This is a genomic window from Duganella hordei (assembly GCF_040369125.1).
GTDB lineage: Bacteria > Pseudomonadota > Gammaproteobacteria > Burkholderiales > Burkholderiaceae_D > Rugamonas > Rugamonas hordei.
Genome location: NZ_BPWI01000003.1, coordinates 481,248 through 506,629 on the forward strand (window position 1 = coordinate 481,248; position 25,382 = coordinate 506,629).

Here is a 25,382-nt window from a genome sequence, read left to right on the forward strand (position 1 = left end):
TCCATCCTGGTGTACATCGTCCTCGCGACGGCATGGATATGCTATGCCGCCGATCCCGTCAGCCGGCTATTTTAACAGGCTGGCACTCGTCACCCGCAAGTGCTGATTATGGTGCGGGGGCGCGGTTGTGGTCAGTTTGTCTCTTTTCAGTCAGCCGCGCCCAGGCCGAGGGCGCTGGCGCGGCCCGATTCCGCATCTTTCTTGATTGCATCATGCTGGGCGGGCGACAGCTGCGTCGGCCAGCCGATGATGTGCTGTTCGGCAATTTCCGCCAGCGCGGCGACCCAGGCTGGCGACTCGTTCAGGCAGGGGATGTAGCGGAAGTCTTTACCGCCGGCCTGCTCGAACTCGTGCCGCACCTCCATGGCGATTTCTTCCAGCGTTTCCAGGCAGTCGCTGATGAAGCCGGGGCAGAGCACGTCGACCCGCTTGACGCCGTCGCGCGCCAGCTGGACGATGGTCGGCGCCGTGTACGGCTGCAGCCACTCGGCCTTGCCGAAGCGGGACTGGAAGGTGACGACATACTGGTCCGGCGTCAGTTTCAGCGCGGCGGCCAGCAGGCGCGCGGTTTTCAGGCATTCGCAATGATAGGGGTCGCCCAGCATCAGTGTGCGCTTGGGCACGCCGTGGAAGCTCATCACCAGCTTGTCGGGACGGCCGTGGGCTTCCCAGTGCGCCTGCACCGACAGCTTCAGCGCGCGGATGTAGGCCTCGTGGTCGTGGTAGTTGCGCACGAAGCGCAGCTCGGGGATGTTGCGCACCGAGCCGTAGTGGTCGAACACGGCGTCGTAGATCGAGCCGGTGGTGGTGCCGGAATACTGCGGATAGGCCGGCAGCACGGCGATGCGGTCGGCGCCGTCGGCCTTCAGCCGGGCCAGCACCTCCGGCAGCGACGGCGAGCCGTAGCGCATGGCCATGGCCACCGTCAGGTTCTCGTGGCCGCGTTCGCCCAGCGCGCCGCGCAGCAGCTGGGCCTGGGCGTCGGTGTGCACCTTCAGCGGCGAACCTTCGCGGGTCCAGATCGATGCATATTTTTTGGCCGACTGTCCCGAGCGGAACGGCAGGATGATCAGGTTCAGGATGAACCACCACACGGCGCGCGGAATCTCGACCACGCGCGGATCGGACAGAAACTCCTTCAAATAGCGGCGCACGGCCGAGCGGGTCGGCGCGTCGGGCGTGCCCAGGTTGACCAGCACGATGGCGCTGCGGCCGACGGTGCCGTGCTTGTAGGGAGGTTCTTTTAAAAAGGTCATGGACGCCTGGGTTTGCGGGAGCTGGAGAGGCTGCAATTATATGGTCTAAAATAAAAGCACAGCCATTTGATCCGCAAGGGGGAAGATTTTGCTCGACGATAGCGAACATGGGCGCGAAGACTGCCGCGCGCTGACCGAGGTCCTGAAACGCATCGGCGACCGCTGGACGATCCTGGTCGTCGGACTGCTGGGCAGGGGACCGCTGCGCTTCAACGAGCTTCGCCGCACCATCACCGGCATCACGCAGCGCATGCTGACGCTGACGCTGCGGGGGCTGGAACGCGACGGCCTGGTGTCGCGCACGCAGTTTGCCACCAATCCGCCGACGGTCGAATACGCGCTCACCGATCGCGGCCGGTCGCTGCTGGTGCCGCTGATGGCGCTGGCCCAGTGGGGCAACGAGCACCGCGACCAGATAGGACAGTCCCGCGAACGCTACGACCAGGCGCAGGCCCGGGCTGATAACACTGCGGAACCTGCGGGCGTGCACCGCATCGCCGCGCGCGGCCGCTGACGCCGCCCATCGCCGCCGGTATCACGCATGTGCCTTCTTGTGGGCCTGCGGCAGATCTCTACAATGCCTCGCATCGCCGCTGTCGCGGCATCAACCGGCCTGGAGGAATTTATGTCCGCATCGATCTGCTTTTTTTCCACACCTGAGCACCGGCGCCAACGCCGTATCGCCTTGTGGCTTGCGCAGTGGTTCGTCGCCGTCTCGTTCGGCGCTGGTGCGGCGATGAAGCTGGCCATGCCGATTCCGGAGCTGGCCGCAATCTGGCCTTGGGCGGGCGACCTGCCCGTCTTCAGCGTGCGGCTGCTGGGCCTCATCGACCTGGCCGGCGCCGTCGGCATCGTGCTGCCGGCGTTGCTGCGCTGGCCCGGCAAGCTCACCGCCTCGGCGGCGCTGGGTTGCTCGGCGCTGCAGGCATGCGCGATGGTCTTCCATGCGACGCGGGCGGAATTCAGTGCCCTGCCGGTCAACGTCGCGCTGTTGGCCGCCAGTGTCGCGACCTGCATCGCCTACGCCAGAAAACCCGCCTGATTCGGCTCTCAGTTGCCCGGATGATGCAGTTCGGTGGCGTCGTCGGCCGGAAACAGATATTCGATGCGCAGTTCCTGGGCGGCCACCGTTTGCGGCGTGCCGACCGTGGTCACCATGGAAAAATAACTGAGCTCGCGGCCGTCCAGTAGGAAGCGGATCGGCACGAACGGCAGCTCCGGCGCCACGCCGGGATAGGCCATCAGCGCGGCCAGCAACTAGCACAACGGCTCGTCGACCGCGCCGACCGATTCGCGGTAGACGCGCTGGATCAGGCTTTTCGCCACCTCGTCCCAATTGACGATGAACGGGCGCATGGCGGCCGGGTAGAACATCAGATGCAGCATGTTGCGCGGCCCCTGGCGCGCGGCCATGTCGATGAAGCGGTTGAAGAAGCGCGGCGCCGCGTCGTTCGCCTGCAGCACGTTCCAGTGGCGGTCCATGACGAGGGCGGGATACGGCTCGTGCTGGCGCATCAGGCGATATCGACCGGCGTGACGTTGCCGCGCTTTTCGATCAGCGCCTTGGCGATGCCGGACAAGGCCGCGTATTACGGATGCCGCGGCAGGCGGCCGGCGCGGATCGCCTGCGCGTCGTGGGCGTCGACGCCGTCCTCGATGGCGAACGTCGAATGGGCCGCCAATTCCTTCGGAGGTAATGAGAACATCGCAGCGTTCGGCAGATTTTTATACGTTGCCGGTAATCCAGTTTTCCATACCAGTGAGAAGCTCTGAAATCGGAAGGTCTTCAATATTTTTGTCCGAAAAGCCTCGCAGCTTCAGTGCATCGTAGTTCGCTGCCATGAAATCGGTAAATGCGCCCCAGATCCTGGCGGGACCGGCGGCATTCGGCCGGTACTGCGGGGCTAACCAATTTCGGACTACAACAACGGCCTCTTCTGGTTCATTACCATGCACGGCGATATCGGACCCTGACAAGTCAGAAAGTGCAGCTTGATATCTGTATCGTTCCGCTTCGAGTATCAGGCATCGCTTGGTGGCAAGCTGGGCGCCACCGAAATTTCGGCAACCTACATCAAGTCCGAGCTCAAACGGCATGTTGAGGCGATATAACTCGTTTGCTTTCCTGGACTTGATCCTGGAAAGGTCATGAATGGCGTATCTGGATTCCTGGATCAGTTCAAGAATTTTTTCGATTCTGGCTTCGCCCGAATCGGACCGCTCTAACGCAATCCTCGGTTGCAGCCCCAGATAGATAACAGTAAAGAGTATGGGGCGAAGCAACCCATAATATTCTCGGTCGAATGGACAGTTAATGAAGACGTTGTCGTCGAAAGCCATCTTGATGGCTCAGTTCCTGTCTTTGGGAGGGGATGGATCATTGCCATAGCTATCCCGGGCCCGGATAGTTCCATCTTTTTTATGGACATACAGCTCAGACCTTTCCTTCTTCGCTATCGTGCGTGCATGCCGGACAGCTTCCTGCTGGGTCTCAAAGACTTTCGAAGCACGTTCAGCTCCTGTGCGGCGAACCGCCCACCCTCCACTTGAGCTCGGGACAACGTGCTGATCTCTCTTCTTGGTTGTCATGGCTGGTGACCTCCATCGGAATAATTAGCCACTATGATAGCTCTCGAAACCGATTCAAGAGGCCAGCAGCTCCCGGGCGTGCTTGCGCGTGGTGGCGGTGATTTCCAGGCCGCCCAGCATGCGCGCCACTTCCTCGACGCGGGCCTTGGCGTCCAGCACGTCGATGCGGGACGCGGTCTTGCCGCTGGCCAGCGTGCTCTTGGCCACCTGGAAGTGCTGGCCGGCCTGGCTGGCCACCTGCGGCAGGTGGGTCACGCACAGCACCTGGCGTTCCTGCCCCAGCCGGCGCAGCAGCCGCCCCACCACCTCGGCCACGCCGCCGCCGATGCCGCTGTCGACTTCGTCGAAGATCAGGGTCGGCGTGGTGGTGGCGTTGGAGGCGATCACCGAGATCGCCAGCGAGATGCGCGCCAGTTCGCCGCCCGAGGCCACCTTGGCCAATGGTCGCGGCGCCACGCCCGCGTGGCCGGCCACCAGGAACTCGACCTGCTCCAGCCCATGCGCGCTGGGCTCGCCCGCATTCAGCGCGACTTCGAAACAGCCGCCCGTCATGTTCAATTCCTGCATCGCCTTGGTGACGGCGTCGCCCAGCAGGCGTGCGGCCTTGGCGCGCGTGCCGGACAGGCGCTTGGCCTGCTCCATGTAGGCGGCCTTGAGCTTTTCCTCCTGCTTGCGCAGGCCTTCGATGTCGCTGGCGTCGGCGATCTGCGCCAGCCGCTCCGCCAGCTTCACCGTCTCTTCCGGCAACTGCTCCTCGGTGATGCGGAACTTGCGCGCGGCCGAGTGGATCGCATCCATGCGCGCCTCGACCTTGCGCAGTCGCTCGGGGTCCAGGTCCACGCGGTCGAGATAGTCGTTGAGCGCATACACGGCTTCCTGCAGCTGGATGCGCGCCGGCTCGATCAGGTCGACGATCGCCTGCAGCCCCGTATCGATGCCGGCCAGCTTGCCCAGCTTCTGGTTCAGCGACGACAGCTGCGACAGCACCGGATGCTCCTCCGCTTCCGAAATCACCGTCAGCGCTTCCTGCGCGCCCTCCAGCAGGCTGGCGGCGTGCGACAGGCGGCTCTGCTCATTGGTCACCTCGGCCCACTCGCCCGGCTTGACGGCCAGTTTTTCCAGCTCGTTGACCTGCCACTCCAGGCGCTCGCGCTCATACAGCACGTTGGCCGCGTTGGTCTCGAACTCCTCCAGCTGCTTCGACAGCGCGCGCCACGCCTTGTACGCCAGCGTCACCGCTTTGACGTCGCCCTGCGCGCCGGCCTGGCCGTCGAGCAGCGCGCGCTGCGCCTCGGTCTTCATCAGCGACTGGTGCGCGTGCTGGCCGTGGATGTCGACCAGCATGTCGCCGATCTCGCGCAGCTGCGCCGCCGTCGCCGCGATGCCGTTGATGTAGGCCTTGCTGCGGCCGGCGTTGTCGATCACGCGGCGCAGCAGGGCCCCGCCCTCCTCCACCGCGAACTCGTTGGCCGCCAGCCAGTCGCGCGCCTGCTCGCTGAGCGCGAAATCGGCCGTGATGTCGGCCTTGGCAGCGCCCTCGCGCACCACGCTGGCGTCGCCACGTCCGCCCAGCGCCAAGGTCAGCGCATCGATCAGGATCGATTTGCCGGCCCCGGTCTCGCCGGTGAAGACGGAGAAGCCGGCGGAGAATTCCAGTTCGATGGAGTCGACGATGACGAAATCGCGGATGGACAGGGTACGGAGCATGGATGCCTGGTGAGGTTAATTGAGTTTGCCTTCGCCGGAAGGATATTCATTCCAGTGCAGCTTTTCGCGCAGCGTGTTGTAGTAGCTCCAGTCTTCGGGATGCAGGAAGGTGATCGCGTGCGGCGAGCGCTGGATCACGATCCGGTCCTGCCCCTGCAGGCTGGCGAAGGTCTGCATGTCGAAGTTGACGCTGATGTCGCGCCCGCGCACGATCTCGATGACGATCTCGCTCGACTCGGGCAGCACGATGGGCCGGTTCGACAGCGCATGCGGCGCGATCGGCACCAGCACGATGCCGCCCAGGCTGGGGTGCAGCAGCGGCCCGCCGGCCGACAGCGCGTACGCGGTGGAGCCGGTCGGCGTCGAGATGATCAGGCCGTCGGAGCGCTGGTTGTACATGAAGTGGCCGTCGACGTCGACCCGCAGCTCGGCCATGCCGGCGCCGGCGCCGCGCGCCACCACGACGTCATTGACGGCCAGGCCGACGTGCATGATTTCGCCATCGCGCAGCACCCGCCCTTCGAGCAGGGTGCGGCGCTCGGCCTTGTAGCTGCCGCCGAGGATCTTGGCCAGCACGTCGAGCATGCCTTCGAGCGGAATGTCGGTCATGAAGCCGAGGCGGCCCTGGTTGATGCCGATCAGCGGCACGTCGAACGGCGCCAGCTGGCGCGCGATGCCCAGCATGGTGCCGTCGCCGCCCATGACGATGGCGGCGTCGCAGTGGGCGCCGATTTCGGAGGCGCCCATCACCCGCACGCCGGCCGGCACCCGCTCCAGGTGGGTGGCGGTCTGCTCTTCGAACACCACGTCGTAGCCTTCCCGCTGCAGGAACCCGACCACGCTGCCCACCGCCTCGGCGATGCCGTCGGTATTCGGGCGCACGACCAGTGCGATGGTTTGATAAACGGCGTGCGTGGCGGTCATAAAAATCTCGGCAAAAAGGTGAGGTCGGCAACACGCAGCAGGGTAACCCATAAAGCGGGCTTTCGCCATTCCTCACAACTGTACATTTAAACAGTATTTTGCGCAGTATAGTGTGCGCCGGGCCAGACCGCAAGGATCCCGGCGGCTTTAGTGGCCGATCGTCATGATTCCGCCCAGCATGGACAGCGTCACGGCCAGGATGATGCACATCGAGTAGATCAGCATCAGCGTGCTCCAGCGCAGGAACACGCCCCAGCGGCTGCTCAGGTACACGCGCCGCATCGCCCACGGCAGGTAGCCGAGCAGCCAGCACCACAGCAGCAGCCGGACCGGCGTGATGGGCACCAGCAGGAACACCGAGAAGATGAAATAGGCGAAGGCGTTGGTGTGCAGCGCGAACAGCAGGTGCTCGCCGAAGCGCCGGCCCGAGCCCAGGTACAGCACCTTGAGGATCATCGCGAACACCGGCATCAGGCAGAAGATCGCGTACGGCGCGTAGTGATAGAAACCGTCCTTGAACACCTTGGTCTGCTCGCTGCCCGGCAGCTTCTCAAACGCGCGGTACTGGTGCTGCAGCGTGGGCCAGTTGTCGAGGAATCTGGCGTCCTTGTCGAACAGGTTGATGATGGAGTTGTCGTCGTCGTCCGTTTCCGCCTTGTCCTTGCCGGCGGCCCTGCGAGCATCGGGCTTGAAATCCTTCTGCATGTCGGCGGCGGCCGCTTCGGCGGCGGCCTTGCCGCTCGCCTGCTCCGGCGTCAGCGGCTTGAGCGTCTCCGCCACCGCGGCCTGCGCCTTGGCCGCCTGGCCGGCAGACGCCGCCGTCACCTTGCCCGCCTCCGCTTCCCGCCTGGCGTCGTCTCCGACAGTGACGGGAACGAAGGACCCGGTGAACTTCAGCAGCGCGAAGAAAATCAGGCTCAAGGTCAGGTACAGCCGCAGCGGCTGCACGAAGCGCACGCGGCGGCCCTTGATGTATTCCAGCGTCAGCGCGCCGGGACGGAACAGCAGCCGCATCACCGTGCCCCACAGCTTGCCCTCCAGCGCCACGTAATGGCCGACGAACTCATGCAGGAACTCGCGCGTGCTGGCGTGGTGCAGGAAGGCTTCCTGGCCGCAGTTCGAGCAGAAATGGCCGCTGACGACCGCCTCGCAATTAGGACAGTTTTCCGACGGCGCGTGGACGGCAGTGCTCATGCAAAATCCCGGTGAATAAAAAGTGTCTAAATGATAAACGAGATCGCCTGGTAGTTGTCAGAATTCAATGTGGCGACTGTGATAACAGCGACCCGTTAAGATGACTTTACAACGATGCGAGGAGCGCAGACATGAAAGATACCAAGGTCAATACCGACGCCAAGGTCAAGAACGACGGCGTCGAGCGCATGCCGCACGAACGCGACGAATCGCCCGACGCGCAAGATCCCAGGCCGCGCAGCGTCATCAAACAGGCCGCCGCCGATGTCGACAGCGGCATGGTGGACACCGACCTGCACAACCAGCCTGGCGTCGAGCACGTGAAGACGCCCGTCCCGCGCGAAGCCACGGCGCGGCCGCAGGCCGGCACAAAAAAAGACTAACCGGAGATACCGCATGCAATTGAAGACGACGAGCGCGGCGGCGATGAGCGCCGCCCTGCTCGCGCTGATGCCGGTTCTGGTGCTGGCGCAAAGCTACCCCGCCGGCTTCGGCCCCAATCCGGCGCTGCCGGAGCCGGAGCGCTCGCTGATCCCGACCGTCAACGTGGCGCCGGTCGATCCATGGAAAGGCCAGGACCAGCCGCGCGCGCCGGCCGGCTTCGGCGTGACGGCCTATGCGCGGGGCCTCGATCACCCGCGCTGGATCTACACGCTGCCGAACGGCGACGTGCTGGTGGCCGAGACCAACGCCCCGCCCAAGCCGGACGACGGCAAGGGCATCAAGGGCGCGATCATGAAACATGAAATGAAGAAGGCCGGCGCGGTGACCGAGACGGCCAACCGCATCACGCTGCTGCGCGGGATCGACGCCAACGGCGCGGCGCAAAGCCGCACCGTGTTCATCAAGGGCCTGAACTCGCCGTTCGGCATGGCGCTGGTCGGCAACAACCTGTACGTGGCCGACACCGACGCCATCCTGCGCTTCCCGTACCAGGAAGGCGCGACCTCGATCAACGCCAGCGGCGTCAAGGTGATGGACCTGCCGGCCGGCACCATCAACCACCACTGGACCAAGAACGTCATCGCCAGCCCGGACGGCAAATACCTGTACGTGACGGTGGGCTCCAACAGCAACGTCGGCGAAAACGGCATCGACCAGGAGGCCGGCCGCGCCGCCATCTGGCAGCTGGAACTGGCCACCAGCAAGTCGCGCCTGTACGCCACCGGCCTGCGCAACGCCAACGGCATGGGCTGGGAGCCGAAGACCAAAATGCTGTGGACCGCCGTCAACGAGCGCGACGAGCTGGGCAACGACCTGGTGCCGGACTACATGACGTCGGTGAAGGAAGGCGGCTTTTACGGCTGGCCGTACAGCTATTTCGGCCAGCACGTGGACAGCCGCGTCTCGCCGCAGAAGCCGGAACTGGTGGCCAAGGCCATCGCCCCCGACTACGCGCTGGGCGGCCACACCGCCTCGCTGGGCCTGGCCTTCTATGACGCCAGGCTGTTCCCGGCCAGCTACCAGGGCGGCGTGTTCATCGGCCAGCATGGCTCGTGGAACCGCAAGCCGGCCAGCGGCTACAAGGTGGTGTTCATCCCGTTCAGCAACGGCATGCCTTCCGGGCCGCCGCAGGATTTCCTGGCCGGCTTCCTCGCCGGCGACGGCAAGGCGCACGGACGGCCGGTCGGCGTGGCGCTCGACAAGCAGGGCGCGCTGCTGGTCGCGGACGATGTCGGCAATATCATTTGGCGCGTAGCGCCCTCGGCTTCGGCCACCACTGCAAGTAAATAAGGATAGACCATCATGAGCACTAAACATACAGGTTCAGCAGTCTGGAGCGGCGGCCTGAAAGACGGCGGCGGCAAGATATCCACACAGAGCGGCGTGCTCGATAACGTCGAGTACGGCTTCCACAGCCGCTTCGAAGACGGCCCCGGCACCAACCCGGAAGAGCTGATCGGCGCCGCCCATGCCGGCTGCTTCACGATGGCGCTGTCGGGCGTCCTGGCCGAGGCGGGCATGACGGCCAAACAGCTGTCCACCAGCGCCACCGTGACGCTGGACAAGATCGACGGCGGCTTTGCCATCACCGACGTGCACCTGTCGCTGGTGGCCACCATTCCCGGCGCCGACCAGAAAGCGTTCGAGGAAGCGGCGCTGAAGGCGAAGCTGAATTGCCCCGTGTCGAAACTGCTGAACGCCAACATCACGCTGGACGCGCGGCTGGAGGCCTGAGCAGGATTGCCGCAAAACGCATAGAATCCCGGTTTATCCGTCCATCACGAAAGACCACTATGCGTATCTTGCACACCATGCTGCGGGTCGGCGACCTGCAGCGCTCGATCGATTTCTACACCAAGGTGCTCGGCATGAAACTGCTGCGCACCAGCGACAACCCGGAGTACAAATATACGCTGGCCTTCCTCGGCTACGGCGCCAATCCGGACCACGCGGAGCTGGAGCTGACCTATAACTACGGCACCACCAGCTACGACATGGGCACCGCCTACGGCCACATCGCCATCTCGGCCGACAACATCGTCAGCGCCTGCGAGGCCGTCAAGGCCAACGGCGGCGCCGTCACGCGCGAGCCGGGCCCGGTCAAGGGCGGCACCACGGTGATCGCCTTCGTCACGGACCCGGACGTACGGACAAGTAATTATGCCTTTGCTTAAACACGCAAGCTCTGCAAAAATGGACGCCAGCTGAGTTCACTACTCACCTGGCGTTTTATTTTGGTCGTCATGACCATTCTGGCGCAGGAATGTTGCGAATGTTATCCACGCTGGACCTGACATCGCGTCCCGTCACGTTCTGCCGTTGCCCTGTCATATCCGCCACACCGAATAGTGTCTCGCAAAGAACTCTACTTCGATCAACCTGACCGCTGCCGCGCAAGGAGTCACAATGACTGCGCTCGCCCGCAAGACAGTACTCCCCAAATTCACGTTAACTGTATTGGCCGAAAAAAACGATCCTTTAGCTACCCGAATATCGACTTCGGACGAGATACCCTATTTCACCAGACCCAAATATTCGGCCAACAACGCTCAGGCAAGTGACGGAAGTCCACCGCCGCAATATCGACTGTTTCCCCTCATACTCAACGGTGACGGGTCCCCTTGGGCGGAGGCGAATCTATACATTTTAGGTCTGCTCGACGGCGATGAGAATCCGAAAATGGCGACAGTGACTAGCATCGCCGAGGACTTGGCTGCCTTTAAGCGATTTCTTGAGAACCAGCCTTCAATCAACTGGCTACACTTTCCCGAAAATCGTCTCCTACGCCCTACCTATCGATTTAATGGCCATCTCCGAACGCTTTGCCGAAGTGCTGAAATAGCATGGAGTACTGCAAAGCGCCGCATGGCTGTAGTAGTAAGGTTCTACCGATGGCTCGTGGAAGAGAGGGTATTCGAGCCTAAAAATCCACTATGGAAAGAAAGCGAGCGCTATGTCCATTTCACAGACAGCTACGGTTCTCCTACTTCTAAAAGGGTTGCCACCACCGACCTCTCAATTCAAGTCCCTTCGCAAGACGACCCGTACGATGGCTTCATTGACGATGGCGCGAAATTACGCCCGTTGCCGGCTAATGAGCAGCAGTGGCTATTGGACGCCCTCATTTCCCTGGGAAATACCGAGCTAACTCTCATTCACATATTTGCGCTGGTGACTGGTGCGCGTATTCAGACAATTCTTACCTTTCGCGTGGGTGACATTATCAACTCGCGCCCGCTTCCATCCCAGGGGCCGATACGCTTCCCCGTAGGACCCGGCACCGGAATAGATACAAAACAAGATAAAAGATTGGTGCTGCATATCCCAGTTTGGTTCTACGAAATGCTACAGACGTATGCGTTGAGCAACCGCGCCAGAAATCGGCGGCTGCGAGCGAATGGCGGCGACACGCATGCTCAGTACCTCTTCCTCACCACGAGGGCCGTGCCCTTCTACTTGAGTAAGTACGACAACGGTGGGAGCCGTATGTCCGGACTACGGCATGGAAAAGTAGGACAAGGCGTTCGACAGTACATCACCGACTACATCTTGCCATCGATTCGGGAGGAACATGGTGCGGGCTTTCAATATCGGTTCCACGACCTCCGGGCCACCTTTGGCATGAATGTGCTAGACGAGAAACTGAAGCTTGTTCAGGAGAAAAGAATTACCTTAGCAGAGGCTCTAAACTATTTACAGACGGTCATGGGCCATTCATCGCTGAGCGTCACTGAACGGTATGTGAACTACCGGGGCCGGCTCAAGCTAGCGCGCTCTGTCCAAGACGAATGGGAATTGAATATTGCGAAGATCGCCAGCACCGCATTGGGACACCGGGATCTAAAATGAGCAAGATGACTGAGCATCCAATAACACTTCACCATCTCCCGTTGCCGGAAGGACTTGAGCTTTTACGTATCGAAGAGTTGGTCATCGGGTACCAAAATTCGTGGTCAGTAGACTTTGGAGCCTTATGTTACCTTCGTAGGTCAAAAACAAAAAGAAAGTCAGGAAGAGGTCGAGCAGTCGAGCTAACTTCATACTGCGACGCCAGAGCGACGCAGATTAGAAATTTCGCGCGAGCTGCTTCCGATTTCTGTTCGACCAGTGGATTTCGCGTTTCAACAATTTTCGGCCTACATAGCTCCCTCGCACGGTTCCTAGATTGGTGCGACGAGAACTCGCATAGTAACGCGCTCGCAACAAGAGAGAATGCACACCCAGCATTTCGAAGCTACTGCAATCACCTCCGAGAGCAAGTCGATCAAAACGAACTGCATGTGAACACGGCAGCCGATTACCAAAAAAACGTAATCGCCGTAATGGAAACGCATTTCGGCTTTGAGAACTTGGACCAAGGTGCACGCGTGCTCGCAAAATGCAAACAACTTGAGCGCGCCACCGCTGTTCCTCATGAAGAAGCGCAAGCGCAGGTATTGGCATGGTGCCATTGCTTGTTCTTGGGACTGAGCGAACTAGCAATCGAGGGCAAGGCATTCCCGTTTGCGCTTTCCATCCCAGGGTATCTGAATTGGCCCGGGGACCGTCTATGGATATTTCCCCTGCCACGCTGGTGCGAGACACCGAGGAATTTAAACCGCAGTCAAAAATATATGGCTTACGATTTTCAAAATGGCCGCGTCCGCGACCAGAAACAAATCATCGATATATTCGGAAGGACAAAATTCCCTTCTATTAAGCTAATAGCTCGGGCCGAAGGTAGGATAGCCGCTGCCAATATAAATCCACGCGACTATTCACGATTTGACCGTGCCACGCTCGCAATGCAATCATTTTTCCTGTTGTTCATAGCCATTACTGGGATGAACCTCACACAGGCTGCAGAACTACCATGGAGCGAAGAGCTTGATGCTTCGGTACAGGATCCCCTAGTGGAACGGCAAGGCTTTCGGACAATAAAATACAGGGCAAATAATCGCAAAGTCGCGTTCGAGTTGGGCGTACAGCACATAACATCCTTCAAGCGGTATCTTGAACTCAGAACGTACTTGCTCAACGGAAGGACTTCAAAATTTCTGTTTCATGGGGGCGTTTTACGATCAGGTGAAATCAGAGATTGCATTGCAGGTCGTGGCAAAGAACAAATTCAGATTTTTTTCAAAACTCTTCACCGCTTATGTCCGGACCTGCCAAAGGTACTCCCGAAACAATGGCGCGCCGCCAAGCAAGATTTCGTCATAAGACATTACGATCCAACTACTGCAGCGACGGCGATGCAGCATTCAACGGTGACTGCCCTTAAACACTACAGTAATGGCTCTGAAACCCTACAACAAGCGGAGCTCCGCTCATACCTTGAGCAGGTTGAACGCGTAGCCGTTCGACATCAGCGTGTAGCAGGGCAAACCGAGGCGCGCTCTATTGGGGCGTGCTCCGCTCCAAACAAACCGAAGCCGATCTCGGACATCACACCAGTAGCGCCTGACTGCGTTGGACCGGAGGGATGCCTTTTTTGTGACAAATACAGGATTCATTTAGATAAGCCAGACCTAAGGAAACTATTGAGCGCGAGGTACTGCCTTAGAAAGACGGCTGCGTTAGCGGAAAACCACGAACAGTTCCAAAGATTCTTCTACGCCAGCCTACAACGCATAGAGATGATCCTTACGGAGTTACGCCAGCACAACGCGCTTCTAGTACAGGAGGTAGCGCGCGAAGTTGATATCAATGGTGACCTCGACCATTATTGGGCCGCTAAGTTAGAACTACTTATTGAGCTGGAAATTCTGTGATGGCAATACACAAACTTCAGGCAAAGGCCGAGAATTCCCTGTTAAGCGAACAAGGTGCCCTTAGGCAAAGAAATCTCCCGTCTGCTGATTTCATAGTGTCCAAAAACAAAGATGGAACAGCCTTATCACATTATGGCGATGACTCTTGGGATCGCACAGCATATGACTCAGATGGCGTGCGTTCAATTTTTTCGTTTAAGTTTTGGAAGATAGGTGAAATAACCGAACAACGAAGCCAACTGATGGAGGCGGTTAAATGGATTATGTATTTGCTGATCTTCGAGAGAGGTGGCACCCAATTAAGCAACGGCTCCCTTAAGAACTACATGAAGCCGCTTAAAGCAATGGCTAGGTTCTGTGATGCGAAGAACCTAAGGATTGATAACGTCTTTTTTAATCATCAAATCATGCTTGCATTCCTGGTAGAGCAGGATCAGATGGCGAAGCTTGCGGCTGCGCTGGTGAACTTTCTTGGTAGACTTGGCCCGAACATTGTTGGATATGAGGTGGCGAACAAAAAAACACTCGTACAGTTGCAGCAACGAGCATCGGATTGGGCGGGGCGTGGCAAACAGCATCCACCTATCCCAACTAGAATATATTCTGAAATACTATCTATAATCGACCGCGAAATAGATGCGTTCCAAAAAATGGAAAGCAAGCTTTTTCCCCTTCTGGAAGCATGTTTAACGAATCCCTTGATAGGCCGTGCTGCTTCAAATCAGTGGAAGAAACGAAGCTCAGACGGCCGCAGGAGCGCTGTTCTGCCGACATTCAAGCAGCTACTCCAAGAATATGATCTTGAGCTATTTTGGGATGAAAGGGGCTATTCTTGGGACATTCGAGGACTGTCTGTTTCCGTGCTGGAGATGTCGATTGCCGCGTCGTTACAAATCCAAGCATATACGGGAATGCGGGCAAACGAGGTAGCCGCACTTCCCTACGATTGCTTTGAAGAGACTGCTCACACCGATGGCGGCTCAACCCATTTCATTATCAATGGACGCATAAGGAAGATTAGTGGAGGCAAGAGCAAATTGGTACGGTGGGTTACAAGCGATAGCGGGAGGACTGCTATTCGGCTAGCTCAAAGGCTCGCAACGATACTTTTTAGGGCGCGAAACTCGGCAGCTGATAGTTCCGATACCCGCACAGTTCCGAGCCACTTGTTTTCTTCTGCAGGCCTATTTGGCACAAAAAAAACTGGCAACATCGCCGATTTGAAAATTTATCGTTTCAAATCATTAGATGAGTGGCTTCCAATCATTGCAGAGGAAGATCTGTTTGAGTTAGAGCAAATCGATCCACACCGTGCTTGGCGATTTGAGGAAAAGTTCACACTCGGGCAACGCTGGCCCTTTTCATCACACCAACTCCGTAGGTCGCTCGCACTTTACGCTCAGCGATCTGGTCTGGTTTCATTGCCAACTCTAAAGCGACAGCTACATCATGTCACTGCAGAGATGTCGGCGTACTACGGGCGTGGATCAGCGTTCGCCAAACAGTTTATTCAGAATGAGGACGGTAAAAAGCATTTCGGGTTTGAATGGCAGGACGCGCAGCCGGTAAGCCAATATTTGAGCTATGCGATTAACGTTCTGTTGCTAAGTGACTCCGACTTATTCGGGGTTCATCCTCAGTGGATGAAACATAGACTCACAGATGGTGAAGGCGTCGTCCGCTTCGACCGAGCCACTACACTGGCGAGATTCAAAAAAGGCGAGCTTGCGTACAAAGAGACATTACTCGGTGGTTGTGTCAAAGTTGGCGAATGCAATAGAAATCCGTTGGACCTTCTACACGTCGAGTGCATAACGACACACTGCAAGAATATGGTCGGGCATAAAAAGAAACTCGAAAGAGTGGTAACGGCGCAGTCCCGCTTGGTAGATAGGTTAGCGATAGAGGACAATACTTCTCCCGAATTTCGGCACGAAAACGCCAACCTTTTTACGTTGCAATGCACTCTGAGATCACTCAGCAAATTAAAAAATTAACCGAAATAAAAAGATGCCGACTTCTGTCCCAGAAGAATATTTTTTAGCGCTTGACCGAATCAAGCAAGGCACGCCTCGCATTGTGAGGAAGGATGCCAAAATCAATAATGACTCAGTCTCGCTTGAAGCGGGCCGCAAAAAAGGCAGCATCAAGAAATCGCGCCAACAGTTCGGGGCTCTTATCGCCGCCATCGACGACGCCGCAGCCGAACAGTCTCGCCCTCAGGATGATCAAAGCCAACGCCTGAAAAAGGTCAAAGAAACAGCCGATACGTTAAGAATCGAACTAGACGCCGCGCTAGCCCGAGAGCTTTCCCTCTTGGCCGAGTTATATGACATGAAGAAAAAACTTGCAGCTTTGAGCGGCGAAAACGTTTTGCCGATTCGAGGCCCAGGCTGAGAATATTTCCGCAACTTGGCGCCCAACATCAAGCAGAACAGCGCGGGTTCATGCGAAGAAAAGTTGGATGTGAGCCTGCGAACTCTCTAGCAAAAGTTTAATATAGCGGCTGACAATTCTGGAGCCAGACATGAAGTATCTACACACCATGGTCCGCGTGACCAACTTGGAAGCATCTTTAGAATTCTACCGTGAAGCGCTCGGCTTGGAGCTTGTACGACAACGTGATTACCCTAAAGGACGATTCACTTTGGCCTACCTCGCTGCGCCCCACGATCAAGGCGCCGAGCTCGAACTTACATACAACTGGGATGCAGAAGAATATTCCGGAGGTAGAAATTTCGGACATGTCGCGTACGAAGTCGATGATATCTACGCCGTGTGCCAACGACTTGCAGATCGCGGAGTGACCATCAACCGTCCGCCACGAGACGGCCACATGGCATTCGTGAGATCGCCCGATGGCATATCTATCGAACTACTGCAGGCAGGTGAGCCACTCGGTCCGCAGGAACCCTGGTCTTCAATGCCCAACTCTGGGGCTTGGTAGCATCTAGCAACAGGGGTGAGATTACTAGCTGGCCAGCTCTGCTTCCGCAGAGCTCTCCAGTATTTCTACTCAGCCGGCACTACACCAACAGAAAGAGATTACTGACTCAAAGATCCATTTCAAAAATTGTCGCTTGTGCCGACGGCGTAGAATAGCCAGATTCGTTATAAGTTATTGCACGCGAATAACAAACCTGAAGAGCGGGATTCTCTACAGCAGCCAATCCTGCTCCAAATGTAGATATCTTCGTGTTCATTGGGCAGATAACAGTATTATATGCCGGCAACCGCTTAACCTCTGCCAAGATTGAGCTTTTTGCAGCGACTGGATCAATACCTGAAAATTTAAAAATATTAACTTGTGAGTAGATGCTTGTTTTCAAATCAATAAAGCTCTTCACTTCATCGAAAAATCTTTGATTGGTTTCATAGTGGGCTTTGGAAACCGAATGCGAGACATCGCCGATACCCAATGTGAGAGAAGAAGGTTCGAATTTTTCGATTACCGCTTTTGCTCTGTCATGCTCAAAACCCACTAGAACGATAAGATGCAACTTCTTTGAAGGCAAAAATTCGCCGGGAAAACCCAAGATCGATCTGACTTGCGATACTCCGCGGGAAAGCCAAACACCATCGGCATTCGTATTTGTGCTGTATTGCTCAGCTCCAGTATATCCAAAAATAAATCTTCTTCCGTGCTTGGTTTGAGTCACCACACGCAAAAAGATTAAAAGTTGCTCATGAGTAAATGTCGTGATATCTACAAAAATCAATCCATCAGCAGCGGAATCAATCATTGATAAGCATTTTTGGAATGCATCCGCCGTAATAGTCGGTCGATCCAAATCGATCTCGAAGACCCTATTTTTTAGAATAGTCAGCGCTCGCATTTTCTGAAGATTCTCTTCAGCAATTTCACCAGCCTCAACATTCTTAAAAAACATAAATGCGTCAGCACTATCAACTAAAGACGTTAATATACTCAAGCAACGAGCTTCAAAGCTGGCCGTTCCGATAAAAAGAGCGATTCGCTCCGGCAGAGATTGAGCAATATCAATGATATTAATTTTATGACTCATGATTCCAACTCCAAGCTCAACTGACTATCGTCAACAACGTTACCTAGCCTATTAGCCGTAAATTCGCGAATAGCTCGTACCGGATTCAGGATGGCGGTTTCTAATAAATCTGACGTCACAAAAAGGTAACCGGCAAAACCTGTTGGATCCAGTTTAAAGGTCGGCGCGAGGCGACGTGTCATCACATACTTACGCGTGCGCCAACGTCCGTCCTTACTACCTATCGCACCGTCGTAAAGATATCCATGTCGCACCGCAAGCTTAAGTATGCGGACAACGTTATCAGAAGGAGCGTCACTCAGCGCAATAGAAAAAACACGCCGTTCGGAGCGGTCGGAAAGCAATATAGATTGGAAGATCCCTCCTAGCCCCTGAATTAAATTACGCAGCTGTTTGAAGTCGTTTTTCACGCTTCCATTTACGAGTTCAAGATCAGCTTCTTCCAGCAATCTATCTAAATTATCAATCATCAAGGCGTCAGCGCTGCTACGAGTCACTTGGTCCTGAATGGCCGGGCTAATGCACGTAAGTTTAATATCAGTTTCACCTGATTTAACTTGTGCCAGCTTCATTTCTGCTGCGTACATCGAAGCAGCATCATCTAAGAAGTATCTTATAATTCCTGAAGAAATATGCACTAACTGCTCAAAGCCAGCATAAAGATAGGTACTGCCTTGCTTAGATGATCCTATCAAACTTTTTATGTAGTCAGGGCGCGCGTATCGAGTTGCGTCATCACCAGGACGAAATCCACGACCACTTAACTCGAAATCGTCCTTATACTTCTTTTTGATCGCAGCAATTGCATTTTCTTGGGCCTCGGACGGAGGAAAGAACTCCTTCGCTCCGGCATTAATCTCAGTCGCAGCAAGTCGCTTGGTCACGATATCTTCAACCCATTTAGGATAGGAGCCTTTCGAAGCTCCCCCTGTATAGATCGTAGAAATATTTACCTCTTTGAAATCATGTGGCGATTCAATTCTAGTATTCGAAGACGTCCGATAGTGCTTATATCCAAGTTGCGTAGATATTTTGAAGCAAATCTTATTTCCTGTGCGATACGAAACCCAAGTATTTAAGACTTGTGTTTGAAGGGCATTCAAATTATCTGCGTCATCAAGCAAGATAAAGACAGGCCCGGTAGGCATACATTCCATTTGGGTCAACGAAGAGCAAAGTGGAAAGAGAAATTCACGATAACCGACTACCCGTCCGGTAAATGGAGTGTACTCTGCGGAATCACCTAATAGACTTAATTGCCGGAGATAATCAATCAGTTCGCCATACTTTGAATCCACTGCTTCGATCGCGAACTGTAAAGGATCAGCCAATCTTTTTTCCAAAGGTGGAGAATTGCTTTCAGATAGTTTCAGCCGCTGAAATACATATTTCTCTAAAAAACCATTTAACTCTTCTTTAGCAGAAGAATTATTCAAATAGTCACCGGTATGATCCTTCAACGATTGCAACACTTTCGACGCGACAAATAAAGTAAGCGAGTGTTCAGCAAGCACTAAGCCAGCATACTGATTTTTTATCCTTTCAAACTCGGAAATATCAAGGTCTGTTGATTTAATCGTGGCGTATACGCCTAAAAACGGTAATCCCGTCAACGGGAGATTCAGTTCGATAGCCTTACAATCAGGCGCCAAAAGCCGAAGCATCATGCTCTTGCCACAACCGCGATGGCCATGCACGAATATATGTCCAGGCCCGTTTATCTCGAAATCTTCAGCAAGCGGCACGTACAGACGCCGCATCTCTGCAGCATCCATCATTTCTGGTGAAGATACGGTGAAAGGATTATTCCGCATTTTTCCATTCCTTTTCGGCTCTTTCGGCTATCTTATCGCCGACAAGCTCAGTATGCTGCCACGATGATGATTTAGGATAACCAGTCAGTGAGGGAATTTTAAACTCGAATTTATCAACTTCACCATTTTGCATAGCGTTTCCAATTTTCTTGGCTTGCAGCAAGCGAATTTGTACCTCGACCTGATTGGTTTGAAGGCCGGGTGATAAGAACTGATTACAATAACTGCGTTCCTTATCGAGTTTAGTGAGACGTTCGGTGATTTCGTCTATCAAGAACTTTTGAGTTGAAACACCTTGGGCATTAGCAGGCGTAGGATACTTTTCATGCAAAAACTTAGTATCGATGGCAATATAGAGACGAAACGATTTCGCTTTCCGATCTGGAACAGCACCAGTTATACTACTCGCGTAGTAATGGTATAGCTTATTCTCGTCTGGCAATTTCCCATTACGAATGAAGTGCCCCGCTGCTCGATTTCGGTGTTCGCAGATTTCGTCCGCAAAACGAACTAAGGCCGCCACATATCGCGGCCTGCAAGTGATTCCTCCAAATGGAGTATCATCGGGCGGCAAAGTGGCGATGGTGTCTTTATCGCCATCAAAGGTGTATCCACCGTGCGCTTGCGCGATCGAGCTGATCAATTCAAATTCGGGTGAATCATACACAATATTCCCTCCATACAACGAGAGAATACTGGCTGCATTCCTTTCGTGTTCTTCGCGACCGTCAATATTTCCCGCATCATGCAGTCGAATTGCGCACAACAGTAAATACAATTCGTAAGGTTCCAAACCTTCCGGCTTGCCAGTTTCTGGACTATTCAAAAGAAGTCCAGCATACCTTATCACTTCATCAAAATGCTCAGGTCCATGGTCAGTATAAATTCCTGGCGACTTCGAAAATGAGGCCAACCCTGCATTAATGTTCTTATATACATGCTCACGCAGGCCCGCCAATAAGTGCATATATCGCCCCCAATAATCAACATTGCGGTCTGGCAATTTGTTTTTATCCGTCGACAGTTTTTCTTTTACGAACTCTTCCAACGGTTGTAAATTATTATCCATTTTTTATTTACCGCTAAGTTTTTTACGAATTTCTTCGAGACGTGGATCATTAACCATTTCAACAGCTTCTAACATCTCGTCAATATCCGATTTAGAGATTTTTTTGCTGTGTAAAACATGGTTTTCAAAGGATTTATATGCCATCGGTGCTACATTTTTTGCGCAAAGAGATAATGCCTCTCCATAAACACGGATTTCCTTTTGAGCATGAGCATCCAATCGCAGCCGTAAGAAATGAAACAGATTATGCAAATCTATCTGCCAGTAAAACTCCGTATAAAGACTTAAAGGAAGATTTATGCGTGCCAGCTCACGAGCAATGTCAGATTTTATATAACCCTCATATCGGTGGTACGTTAATTTCTGATCATCAACAAGAGTGCCAACAAAATTTTCTTTGATCTCATCATCGAGAGACTCTTCAGATCGACCTTGTTTATTTTTTTGACTTTGTGGTCTTACATCATCCAGCTCTGGAACATAAAATTCATCTTGGAGAACGCTGTATCGCCCAGATATTTCGTTCATCCGCGCCGTTCTATGGCGTACCCACTGACGTGCCACGAAAAGCGGGGCCTTTATGTGAAATGTCAAGACAACTTGTTCAAAAGGCGAAGTATGATCATTCCGCAAAAGGTAATCGATCAACGCAGAATCTTCCCGAACAGTTTTTGTCCCATCGCCATAAGAAACTCGCGCTGCCTGGACAATGCGGGCATCACCTCCCATGTAATCAACTAGGCGAACGAAACCCTTGTTTAGTACTTTCAGCTCCTTGTCGAGCAAGGTATCCGCCTCAATTACCGTAATACGCGCCATTACATTCCCCCCAATCCATTTAATAATTATTCAATATGTTGGAAAAGACCGCCTTCGCTAGTAACGGAGGTACAGCGTTACCAACCTGCTGTTGTTGAAATCCAATGGAGCCTGCAAATCGAAACCAATCAGGAAAAGATTGCAGTCTGGCAGCTTCGCGAACAGAAAGTCCCCGATCAATATGGGGATGTATAAGCATATTTTTCCGGAAATTACCGATTACGACTGACGGCTCATTTGCTTTAAGCCGACGATAAATACCAGTATGACAACGTGTCACATCGGCATAATTTTCCATGAGTTCGATTGGAATATTCTCCCAATTACCACCCTGCGGAATATGCTTATATCTAGATATAATATTGGGTGCATTATTGGTAACTATATTATTAAAACACCTTTTTAGATTGCCGCGCATTTGTACCGCATATGCACTTCTGGCAACTCCAGAGTATTCCTTTTCATCAGGCGCATCGCCATTCTCAAGTAAAGGGAGATCATCTATCGCCTGAGAGACGGTAATCGGCTTCATGGACGTAACGGTAGGCCTATCCACTTCAATGCCATCTAAAGAACCAATGATAAAGAGCCGATTTCGCTTCTGGGGAACCCCGTAATCAGCTGAATTAAGTACGAAATGACTGGTTCGATACCCAGATTTTTTAAATCCCGACAAAACCTCATCGAGAAAAAAACCATTCTCTGTCTCAATCAACCCTTTTACATTTTCGAATACAATCCAATCCGGTCTAACGCTGCGCACCAATCTCAGATATTCTCGAAAAAGCCAGTTATTCTTATTGTCAGAATTTCTATTTTTTTGGTTGGATGTCGAAAATCCTTGGCACGGCGGCCCACCAAACATAATTAAAGGATGAGTTCTATCAATATCATTAAATTCTTTGCGAGTAATTTTTCGTACATCGCGCTCTATAATTTTGACATCAGGGTGATTTAATCTAAAAGTTTCTGCCGCAAATTTGTCTATTTCTACTGCGGCGCGTACTTTAATATCACACATTGAGGCGCCAATTGACATCCCCCCGGCACCACAAAACAGATCGATTGCTTGCATTTAATTCCCGTGCGCTATTTTTCTTTCAGCCAAATCAAGCGAATGTCTACGCTGAAAGCTGGAATTTTTATTAGACAGCTTGGCACCCCGCCCTCATATTCGAGAGCAATGGGTACGCCTTAGCCTATCTCTTGTAGAACTGGCAGTGCAGACACAACTTTCCACTGTACTTCGAAAGGATACCAGTTTGAAGTGTGCTGTGTGCGACGCGATATGAATTTGGCCGATGATTTGCTCAGAAACACCTATGAGGAGCACCGTCCAACGCCTGCCTGATGATTGCTGTCGACCGGACTTGAGTAGCCCGGCGAATGATACAAACACCACTGCGTTGAACGGCAGATGCCGGACGGCAACCCCTGAAAACCGACAATAGGTCGCACGACTTCGGTGCATGTGAGACTCGAAAACGTCTCGATGGCAGCGCCTCGCATGGGTACACCCACTGAGCCACGGACAGCAAAATTTATTCGAGGTCCCGGATAGCCTCAGCCAAGGCGGAAATGACGGCTTCCTGATGCTGTGGCAGCGGGCGTAGGCTGTTACTTATGATGTCCTGCTTGACCGTGCTCAGAAGGCCATTGAGATCACAACCAGCCTTACGGGCCGCATACAGCACTGCTGTGAGTGCGTGTGAGTATTTACCTGCGTTGTCTAAGTCCATGTTGATCCCCACTGTAGTCGAAAATTACAAGATTAGCACCTTGAGCAGCTACGCCGAAAGAATTCTTAGGGAAGAAAGAATGAGATGCAGCAAGCGGTCATTTGCAAACTACGTGAGCACGTCGGAATGAAATGAAAGCCCGCGCCGATGAATGCAAGCTCATTTGCAAATAGCGTGAGCATGATCGCTCGATCATGTGCAGTCATTGCGAGCCGAAATCGGCGACTAATGCGAGCACTGCCATTTTCAGACGCGAGCCGTTACGGCTAGCTGGAAGAACTGCACTACCTACTGTTTGCTTTAGTGCCACCTCGTTTTTGAAGTGCATCGGCCAGAATTTCCAAGACCATCCCTGGAACACTAACACTTCGACGTTGAAGCAGCGTAGCAGCCGCCGAGAGGTTGAGCAGATCCTCATACATTTCCCTAGGGACGCGTATCATGACTGGCTTTTTTTCGGTAGCGTCTAGGCTCTTCATATTGACTCAAGGGGTTGAGAAGGGTGGGAGGCAAAATGGGTCTTTGATGCCGTGGCCTATTTTGCACGAAAAACTGACGATGCAGTAATGAAAAATGCATCGTCAGAGGCAAACGAGACAGAAGTCTTGCGCTCACTTGGGGTAGTTATAAAAAATGCCCGAAAGGACAAAGGCTTGTCGCAAGAGGAATTCGCGCATCTTTGCCGAATCGATAGAAGTCACATGGGCAGAATCGAGCGAGGTGAACGGAATTTGGCAATTTTGAATTTCGTCAGAATCTGCCGAGCGCTGGATGTCACCCCATCGGAAGTTTTTGCACGAGCAGGACAGTAGCCTGCTGCCCTTTCAAATTTGTGGCAGCTATGGCCAACGTCGACAATCGCAACTTTGCTTCTTTGCTTCTCCAATACTATGTAATCACGCTAGTTATACAGGGCTCAACAGAGCCAAGAACTTGGTCCAGGTAGAAACCCGCCGTCATTGTGACTGTCCATCTCTTAAAAAAATTATGGACTGCCAAAAAAACTCGTAAGTCCTTGAGCTAAAAGGAAATAAGTATGTCCATTAGGCGACATACTTGACAGTACAGGCGGCTACAAGATCGAGCTGATCGAACGCAGCTTCGACGGCCAGGGCGCCGGCCTTTAATCAGATGCGGCTTTGACCAGGCCTGGCTTGAGCAGGTCGGCGATGCCGATGCGCTCGGCGAACCGCACGCGCACCCGCTCGGCCACTTCGGTCACCGCCGTGGCGCCGTCGTCGATGAAGTCGGTGATCGAGCGGAACGGACGCTTGCCGTGCGGCAGGCCGACGATGCGGGCGATGTCGCCCGCCACCGCCGCCGGGTCGGCTTCCGGCGGCATCAGCTCGGTCAGCCGCGCGCCGACCTGGTCCATCAAGCCGTCGTAACGGGCATACGCCGCGCTGGTCGCCGCGTCGGCCGGCTTGCCGGCGTTGGCGAAGTGGTCGGTGCCGGCGGTGAAGGCGCCCGGCACCACGATCGAGGTTTCGATATTGAAGCGTGACAGCTCGTAGGCCATCGTCACGGCGATCGAATCCATCGCGGCCTTGGCCGCGGCGTACGGCCCCAGGAACGGCGGAAAGCCGCCGCGCGCCGTCGTGCTGCTGACCCACAGCACCAGCCCCTGCTGCTGGCCCCGCATCACCGGCAGTACCGCCTTGTTGACGCGCTGCGTGCCGAGGAAGTTGGTGTCGAACACGCGGCCGATTTCTTCCGGCGTGAACGCTTCCGTCGGGCCGATCACCAGGTGGCCGGCGTTGTGGACCACCGCGTCCAGCCGGCCGCGCTCGGCGACGATGGTGGCCACAGCCGCATCGGCGGACGCCTGCGACAGCACATCGAGTTCGACGGCGCGCACGTCGGCGCCGTGGGCGAAGGCCCAGTCGCGCAGTTCGCGCACCTTGGCGGCGTTGCGGCCGGCGATGTCGCGCATCGACGCGTAGACCGAGTGGCCGGCCAGCGCCAGCGCCTTCACCGACAGATGGCCAATGCCGGTGCCCGCACCGGTAACGAGGACGATGGATTTGTTCATAATGTTCTCCTGGATGC

Annotated in this window: 25 protein-coding genes and 1 pseudogene; 12 read left to right on the plus strand and 14 right to left on the minus strand. The window is 54.8% G+C overall.

What is annotated here, in order from left to right:
• Positions 1-146: 146 nt before the first annotated feature.
• Positions 147-1,256 carry a ferrochelatase gene (hemH, locus tag ABWW33_RS10285; RefSeq protein ID WP_353401277.1) on the minus strand — a complete coding sequence of 370 codons (1,110 nt, stop codon included), beginning with the start codon at positions 1,254-1,256 and terminating at the stop codon, positions 147-149.
• Between the two features lie 88 nt (positions 1,257-1,344).
• Between hemH and ABWW33_RS10290 the strand changes: the two genes are divergently transcribed.
• The gene (locus tag ABWW33_RS10290) at positions 1,345-1,770 is read left to right on the plus strand and encodes a winged helix-turn-helix transcriptional regulator (RefSeq protein ID WP_176652229.1); all 426 of its coding nucleotides are present in this window, start codon (positions 1,345-1,347) and stop codon (positions 1,768-1,770) included.
• Between the two features lie 111 nt (positions 1,771-1,881).
• Complete coding sequence (locus tag ABWW33_RS10295; protein WP_176652228.1) at positions 1,882-2,298, plus strand: DoxX family protein; 417 nt, start codon at positions 1,882-1,884, stop codon at positions 2,296-2,298.
• Positions 2,299-2,306: 8 nt separating this feature from the next.
• Here ABWW33_RS10295 and ABWW33_RS10300 read toward each other — a convergent pair.
• From ABWW33_RS10300 to ABWW33_RS10325, 6 genes and pseudogenes are all read right to left on the minus strand, one after another.
• Positions 2,307-2,777: pseudogene (locus ABWW33_RS10300) on the minus strand (MmyB family transcriptional regulator); the annotation flags it as partial.
• A 204-nt stretch (positions 2,778-2,981) separates the two neighbouring features.
• Positions 2,982-3,596, minus strand: a complete 615-nt coding sequence (locus ABWW33_RS10305) for a hypothetical protein (protein WP_353401280.1) — start codon at positions 3,594-3,596, stop codon at positions 2,982-2,984.
• Between the two features lie 9 nt (positions 3,597-3,605).
• Positions 3,606-3,845, minus strand: coding sequence for a DUF2188 domain-containing protein (locus ABWW33_RS10310; RefSeq protein ID WP_176652225.1), 240 nt, complete (start codon positions 3,843-3,845; stop codon positions 3,606-3,608).
• A gap of 54 nt (positions 3,846-3,899) precedes the next feature.
• Positions 3,900-5,552: a DNA repair protein RecN gene (gene recN / locus ABWW33_RS10315; protein ID WP_353401282.1), complete on the minus strand. Its 1,653-nt coding sequence runs from the start codon at positions 5,550-5,552 to the stop codon at positions 3,900-3,902.
• A gap of 15 nt (positions 5,553-5,567) precedes the next feature.
• The gene (locus ABWW33_RS10320; protein WP_176652223.1) at positions 5,568-6,476 is read right to left on the minus strand and encodes an NAD kinase; all 909 of its coding nucleotides are present in this window, start codon (positions 6,474-6,476) and stop codon (positions 5,568-5,570) included.
• Between the two features lie 147 nt (positions 6,477-6,623).
• Positions 6,624-7,670 (minus strand): DUF3667 domain-containing protein, encoded by a 1,047-nt coding sequence (locus tag ABWW33_RS10325; protein WP_353401284.1) that lies wholly within the window; start codon positions 7,668-7,670, stop codon positions 6,624-6,626.
• A 131-nt stretch (positions 7,671-7,801) separates the two neighbouring features.
• Between ABWW33_RS10325 and ABWW33_RS10330 the strand changes: the two genes are divergently transcribed.
• From ABWW33_RS10330 to ABWW33_RS10370, 9 genes are all read left to right on the plus strand, one after another.
• Positions 7,802-8,053, plus strand: a complete 252-nt coding sequence (locus ABWW33_RS10330; protein WP_176652221.1) for a hypothetical protein — start codon at positions 7,802-7,804, stop codon at positions 8,051-8,053.
• A 13-nt stretch (positions 8,054-8,066) separates the two neighbouring features.
• A complete protein-coding gene (locus ABWW33_RS10335) occupies positions 8,067-9,404 on the plus strand; it encodes a PQQ-dependent sugar dehydrogenase (protein WP_444550988.1) in 1,338 nt (445 codons plus the stop codon).
• Positions 9,405-9,416: 12 nt separating this feature from the next.
• Positions 9,417-9,848, plus strand: a complete 432-nt coding sequence (locus ABWW33_RS10340) for an OsmC family protein (RefSeq protein ID WP_176652219.1) — start codon at positions 9,417-9,419, stop codon at positions 9,846-9,848.
• Positions 9,849-9,907: 59 nt separating this feature from the next.
• Positions 9,908-10,288, plus strand: a complete 381-nt coding sequence (gloA, locus tag ABWW33_RS10345; RefSeq protein WP_353401286.1) for a lactoylglutathione lyase — start codon at positions 9,908-9,910, stop codon at positions 10,286-10,288.
• 232 nt (positions 10,289-10,520) lie between these two features.
• Positions 10,521-11,963 carry a site-specific integrase gene (locus ABWW33_RS10350; RefSeq protein WP_353401288.1) on the plus strand — a complete coding sequence of 481 codons (1,443 nt, stop codon included), beginning with the start codon at positions 10,521-10,523 and terminating at the stop codon, positions 11,961-11,963.
• A 431-nt stretch (positions 11,964-12,394) separates the two neighbouring features.
• Positions 12,395-13,867 (plus strand): hypothetical protein, encoded by a 1,473-nt coding sequence (locus tag ABWW33_RS10355; protein WP_353401290.1) that lies wholly within the window; start codon positions 12,395-12,397, stop codon positions 13,865-13,867.
• On the plus strand, positions 13,867-15,864 hold the full coding sequence (locus tag ABWW33_RS10360) for a hypothetical protein (RefSeq protein ID WP_353401292.1): 1,998 nt from the start codon (positions 13,867-13,869) through the stop codon (positions 15,862-15,864). The genes ABWW33_RS10355 and ABWW33_RS10360 overlap by 1 nt, the downstream gene beginning before the upstream one ends.
• 13 nt (positions 15,865-15,877) lie before the next feature.
• Positions 15,878-16,264, plus strand: coding sequence for a hypothetical protein (locus ABWW33_RS10365; protein ID WP_353401293.1), 387 nt, complete (start codon positions 15,878-15,880; stop codon positions 16,262-16,264).
• Positions 16,265-16,394: 130 nt separating this feature from the next.
• The gene (locus tag ABWW33_RS10370) at positions 16,395-16,814 is read left to right on the plus strand and encodes a VOC family protein (RefSeq protein WP_353401295.1); all 420 of its coding nucleotides are present in this window, start codon (positions 16,395-16,397) and stop codon (positions 16,812-16,814) included.
• Between the two features lie 106 nt (positions 16,815-16,920).
• On the opposite strand, the gene ABWW33_RS10375 is transcribed toward ABWW33_RS10370, so the two are convergent.
• From ABWW33_RS10375 to ABWW33_RS10400, 6 genes are all read right to left on the minus strand, one after another.
• A complete protein-coding gene (locus ABWW33_RS10375) occupies positions 16,921-17,892 on the minus strand; it encodes a hypothetical protein (protein ID WP_353401297.1) in 972 nt (323 codons plus the stop codon).
• Positions 17,889-19,706, minus strand: a complete 1,818-nt coding sequence (locus ABWW33_RS10380; protein WP_353401299.1) for an ORC-CDC6 family AAA ATPase — start codon at positions 19,704-19,706, stop codon at positions 17,889-17,891. Before ABWW33_RS10380 ends, ABWW33_RS10375 begins: the two co-directional genes overlap by 4 nt.
• Positions 19,696-20,775 carry an HD domain-containing protein gene (locus tag ABWW33_RS10385; RefSeq protein WP_353401301.1) on the minus strand — a complete coding sequence of 360 codons (1,080 nt, stop codon included), beginning with the start codon at positions 20,773-20,775 and terminating at the stop codon, positions 19,696-19,698. Before ABWW33_RS10385 ends, ABWW33_RS10380 begins: the two co-directional genes overlap by 11 nt.
• Before the next feature lie 3 nt (positions 20,776-20,778).
• Complete coding sequence (gene thyX / locus ABWW33_RS10390) at positions 20,779-21,594, minus strand: FAD-dependent thymidylate synthase (protein ID WP_353401303.1); 816 nt, start codon at positions 21,592-21,594, stop codon at positions 20,779-20,781.
• A 19-nt stretch (positions 21,595-21,613) separates the two neighbouring features.
• Positions 21,614-22,669: a DNA cytosine methyltransferase gene (locus ABWW33_RS10395; RefSeq protein ID WP_353401304.1), complete on the minus strand. Its 1,056-nt coding sequence runs from the start codon at positions 22,667-22,669 to the stop codon at positions 21,614-21,616.
• 466 nt (positions 22,670-23,135) lie between these two features.
• A complete protein-coding gene (locus ABWW33_RS10400; protein WP_353401306.1) occupies positions 23,136-23,333 on the minus strand; it encodes a hypothetical protein in 198 nt (65 codons plus the stop codon).
• A 566-nt stretch (positions 23,334-23,899) separates the two neighbouring features.
• On the opposite strand from ABWW33_RS10400, the gene ABWW33_RS10405 reads away from it, so the two are divergent.
• Positions 23,900-24,145 carry a helix-turn-helix domain-containing protein gene (locus tag ABWW33_RS10405; RefSeq protein ID WP_353401308.1) on the plus strand — a complete coding sequence of 82 codons (246 nt, stop codon included), beginning with the start codon at positions 23,900-23,902 and terminating at the stop codon, positions 24,143-24,145.
• Positions 24,146-24,456: 311 nt separating this feature from the next.
• Here ABWW33_RS10405 and ABWW33_RS10410 read toward each other — a convergent pair whose 3' ends face one another.
• A complete protein-coding gene (locus ABWW33_RS10410; protein WP_353401310.1) occupies positions 24,457-25,365 on the minus strand; it encodes an SDR family NAD(P)-dependent oxidoreductase in 909 nt (302 codons plus the stop codon).
• Between the last annotated feature and the right edge of the window lie 17 nt (positions 25,366-25,382).

What these genes read in the sequence shown, in the direction of transcription:
- ABWW33_RS10395 (WP_353401304.1), bottom strand. Translation starts at nt 22,669, where the DNA reads ATGCAAGCAATCGATCTGTTTTGTGGTGCCGGGGGGATGTCAATTGGC.
- ABWW33_RS10375 (WP_353401297.1), bottom strand. Translation starts at nt 17,892, where the DNA reads ATGAGTCATAAAATTAATATCATTGATATTGCTCAATCTCTGCCGGAG.
- ABWW33_RS10350 (WP_353401288.1), top strand. Translation starts at nt 10,521, where the DNA reads ATGACTGCGCTCGCCCGCAAGACAGTACTCCCCAAATTCACGTTAACT.
- ABWW33_RS10385 (WP_353401301.1), bottom strand. Translation starts at nt 20,775, where the DNA reads ATGGATAATAATTTACAACCGTTGGAAGAGTTCGTAAAAGAAAAACTG.
- ABWW33_RS10405 (WP_353401308.1), top strand. Translation starts at nt 23,900, where the DNA reads ATGAAAAATGCATCGTCAGAGGCAAACGAGACAGAAGTCTTGCGCTCA.
- ABWW33_RS10380 (WP_353401299.1), bottom strand. Translation starts at nt 19,706, where the DNA reads ATGCGGAATAATCCTTTCACCGTATCTTCACCAGAAATGATGGATGCT.
- ABWW33_RS10330 (WP_176652221.1), top strand. Translation starts at nt 7,802, where the DNA reads ATGAAAGATACCAAGGTCAATACCGACGCCAAGGTCAAGAACGACGGC.
- ABWW33_RS10325 (WP_353401284.1), bottom strand. Translation starts at nt 7,670, where the DNA reads ATGAGCACTGCCGTCCACGCGCCGTCGGAAAACTGTCCTAATTGCGAG.
- thyX (WP_353401303.1), bottom strand. Translation starts at nt 21,594, where the DNA reads ATGGCGCGTATTACGGTAATTGAGGCGGATACCTTGCTCGACAAGGAG.
- gloA (WP_353401286.1), top strand. Translation starts at nt 9,908, where the DNA reads ATGCGTATCTTGCACACCATGCTGCGGGTCGGCGACCTGCAGCGCTCG.
- ABWW33_RS10400 (WP_353401306.1), bottom strand. Translation starts at nt 23,333, where the DNA reads ATGGACTTAGACAACGCAGGTAAATACTCACACGCACTCACAGCAGTG.
- ABWW33_RS10320 (WP_176652223.1), bottom strand. Translation starts at nt 6,476, where the DNA reads ATGACCGCCACGCACGCCGTTTATCAAACCATCGCACTGGTCGTGCGC.
- ABWW33_RS10305 (WP_353401280.1), bottom strand. Translation starts at nt 3,596, where the DNA reads ATGGCTTTCGACGACAACGTCTTCATTAACTGTCCATTCGACCGAGAA.
- ABWW33_RS10410 (WP_353401310.1), bottom strand. Translation starts at nt 25,365, where the DNA reads ATGAACAAATCCATCGTCCTCGTTACCGGTGCGGGCACCGGCATTGGC.
- ABWW33_RS10335 (WP_444550988.1), top strand. Translation starts at nt 8,067, where the DNA reads ATGCAATTGAAGACGACGAGCGCGGCGGCGATGAGCGCCGCCCTGCTC.
- recN (WP_353401282.1), bottom strand. Translation starts at nt 5,552, where the DNA reads ATGCTCCGTACCCTGTCCATCCGCGATTTCGTCATCGTCGACTCCATC.
- ABWW33_RS10295 (WP_176652228.1), top strand. Translation starts at nt 1,882, where the DNA reads ATGTCCGCATCGATCTGCTTTTTTTCCACACCTGAGCACCGGCGCCAA.
- ABWW33_RS10360 (WP_353401292.1), top strand. Translation starts at nt 13,867, where the DNA reads ATGGCAATACACAAACTTCAGGCAAAGGCCGAGAATTCCCTGTTAAGC.
- ABWW33_RS10365 (WP_353401293.1), top strand. Translation starts at nt 15,878, where the DNA reads ATGCCGACTTCTGTCCCAGAAGAATATTTTTTAGCGCTTGACCGAATC.
- ABWW33_RS10370 (WP_353401295.1), top strand. Translation starts at nt 16,395, where the DNA reads ATGAAGTATCTACACACCATGGTCCGCGTGACCAACTTGGAAGCATCT.
- ABWW33_RS10310 (WP_176652225.1), bottom strand. Translation starts at nt 3,845, where the DNA reads ATGACAACCAAGAAGAGAGATCAGCACGTTGTCCCGAGCTCAAGTGGA.
- ABWW33_RS10340 (WP_176652219.1), top strand. Translation starts at nt 9,417, where the DNA reads ATGAGCACTAAACATACAGGTTCAGCAGTCTGGAGCGGCGGCCTGAAA.
- hemH (WP_353401277.1), bottom strand. Translation starts at nt 1,256, where the DNA reads ATGACCTTTTTAAAAGAACCTCCCTACAAGCACGGCACCGTCGGCCGC.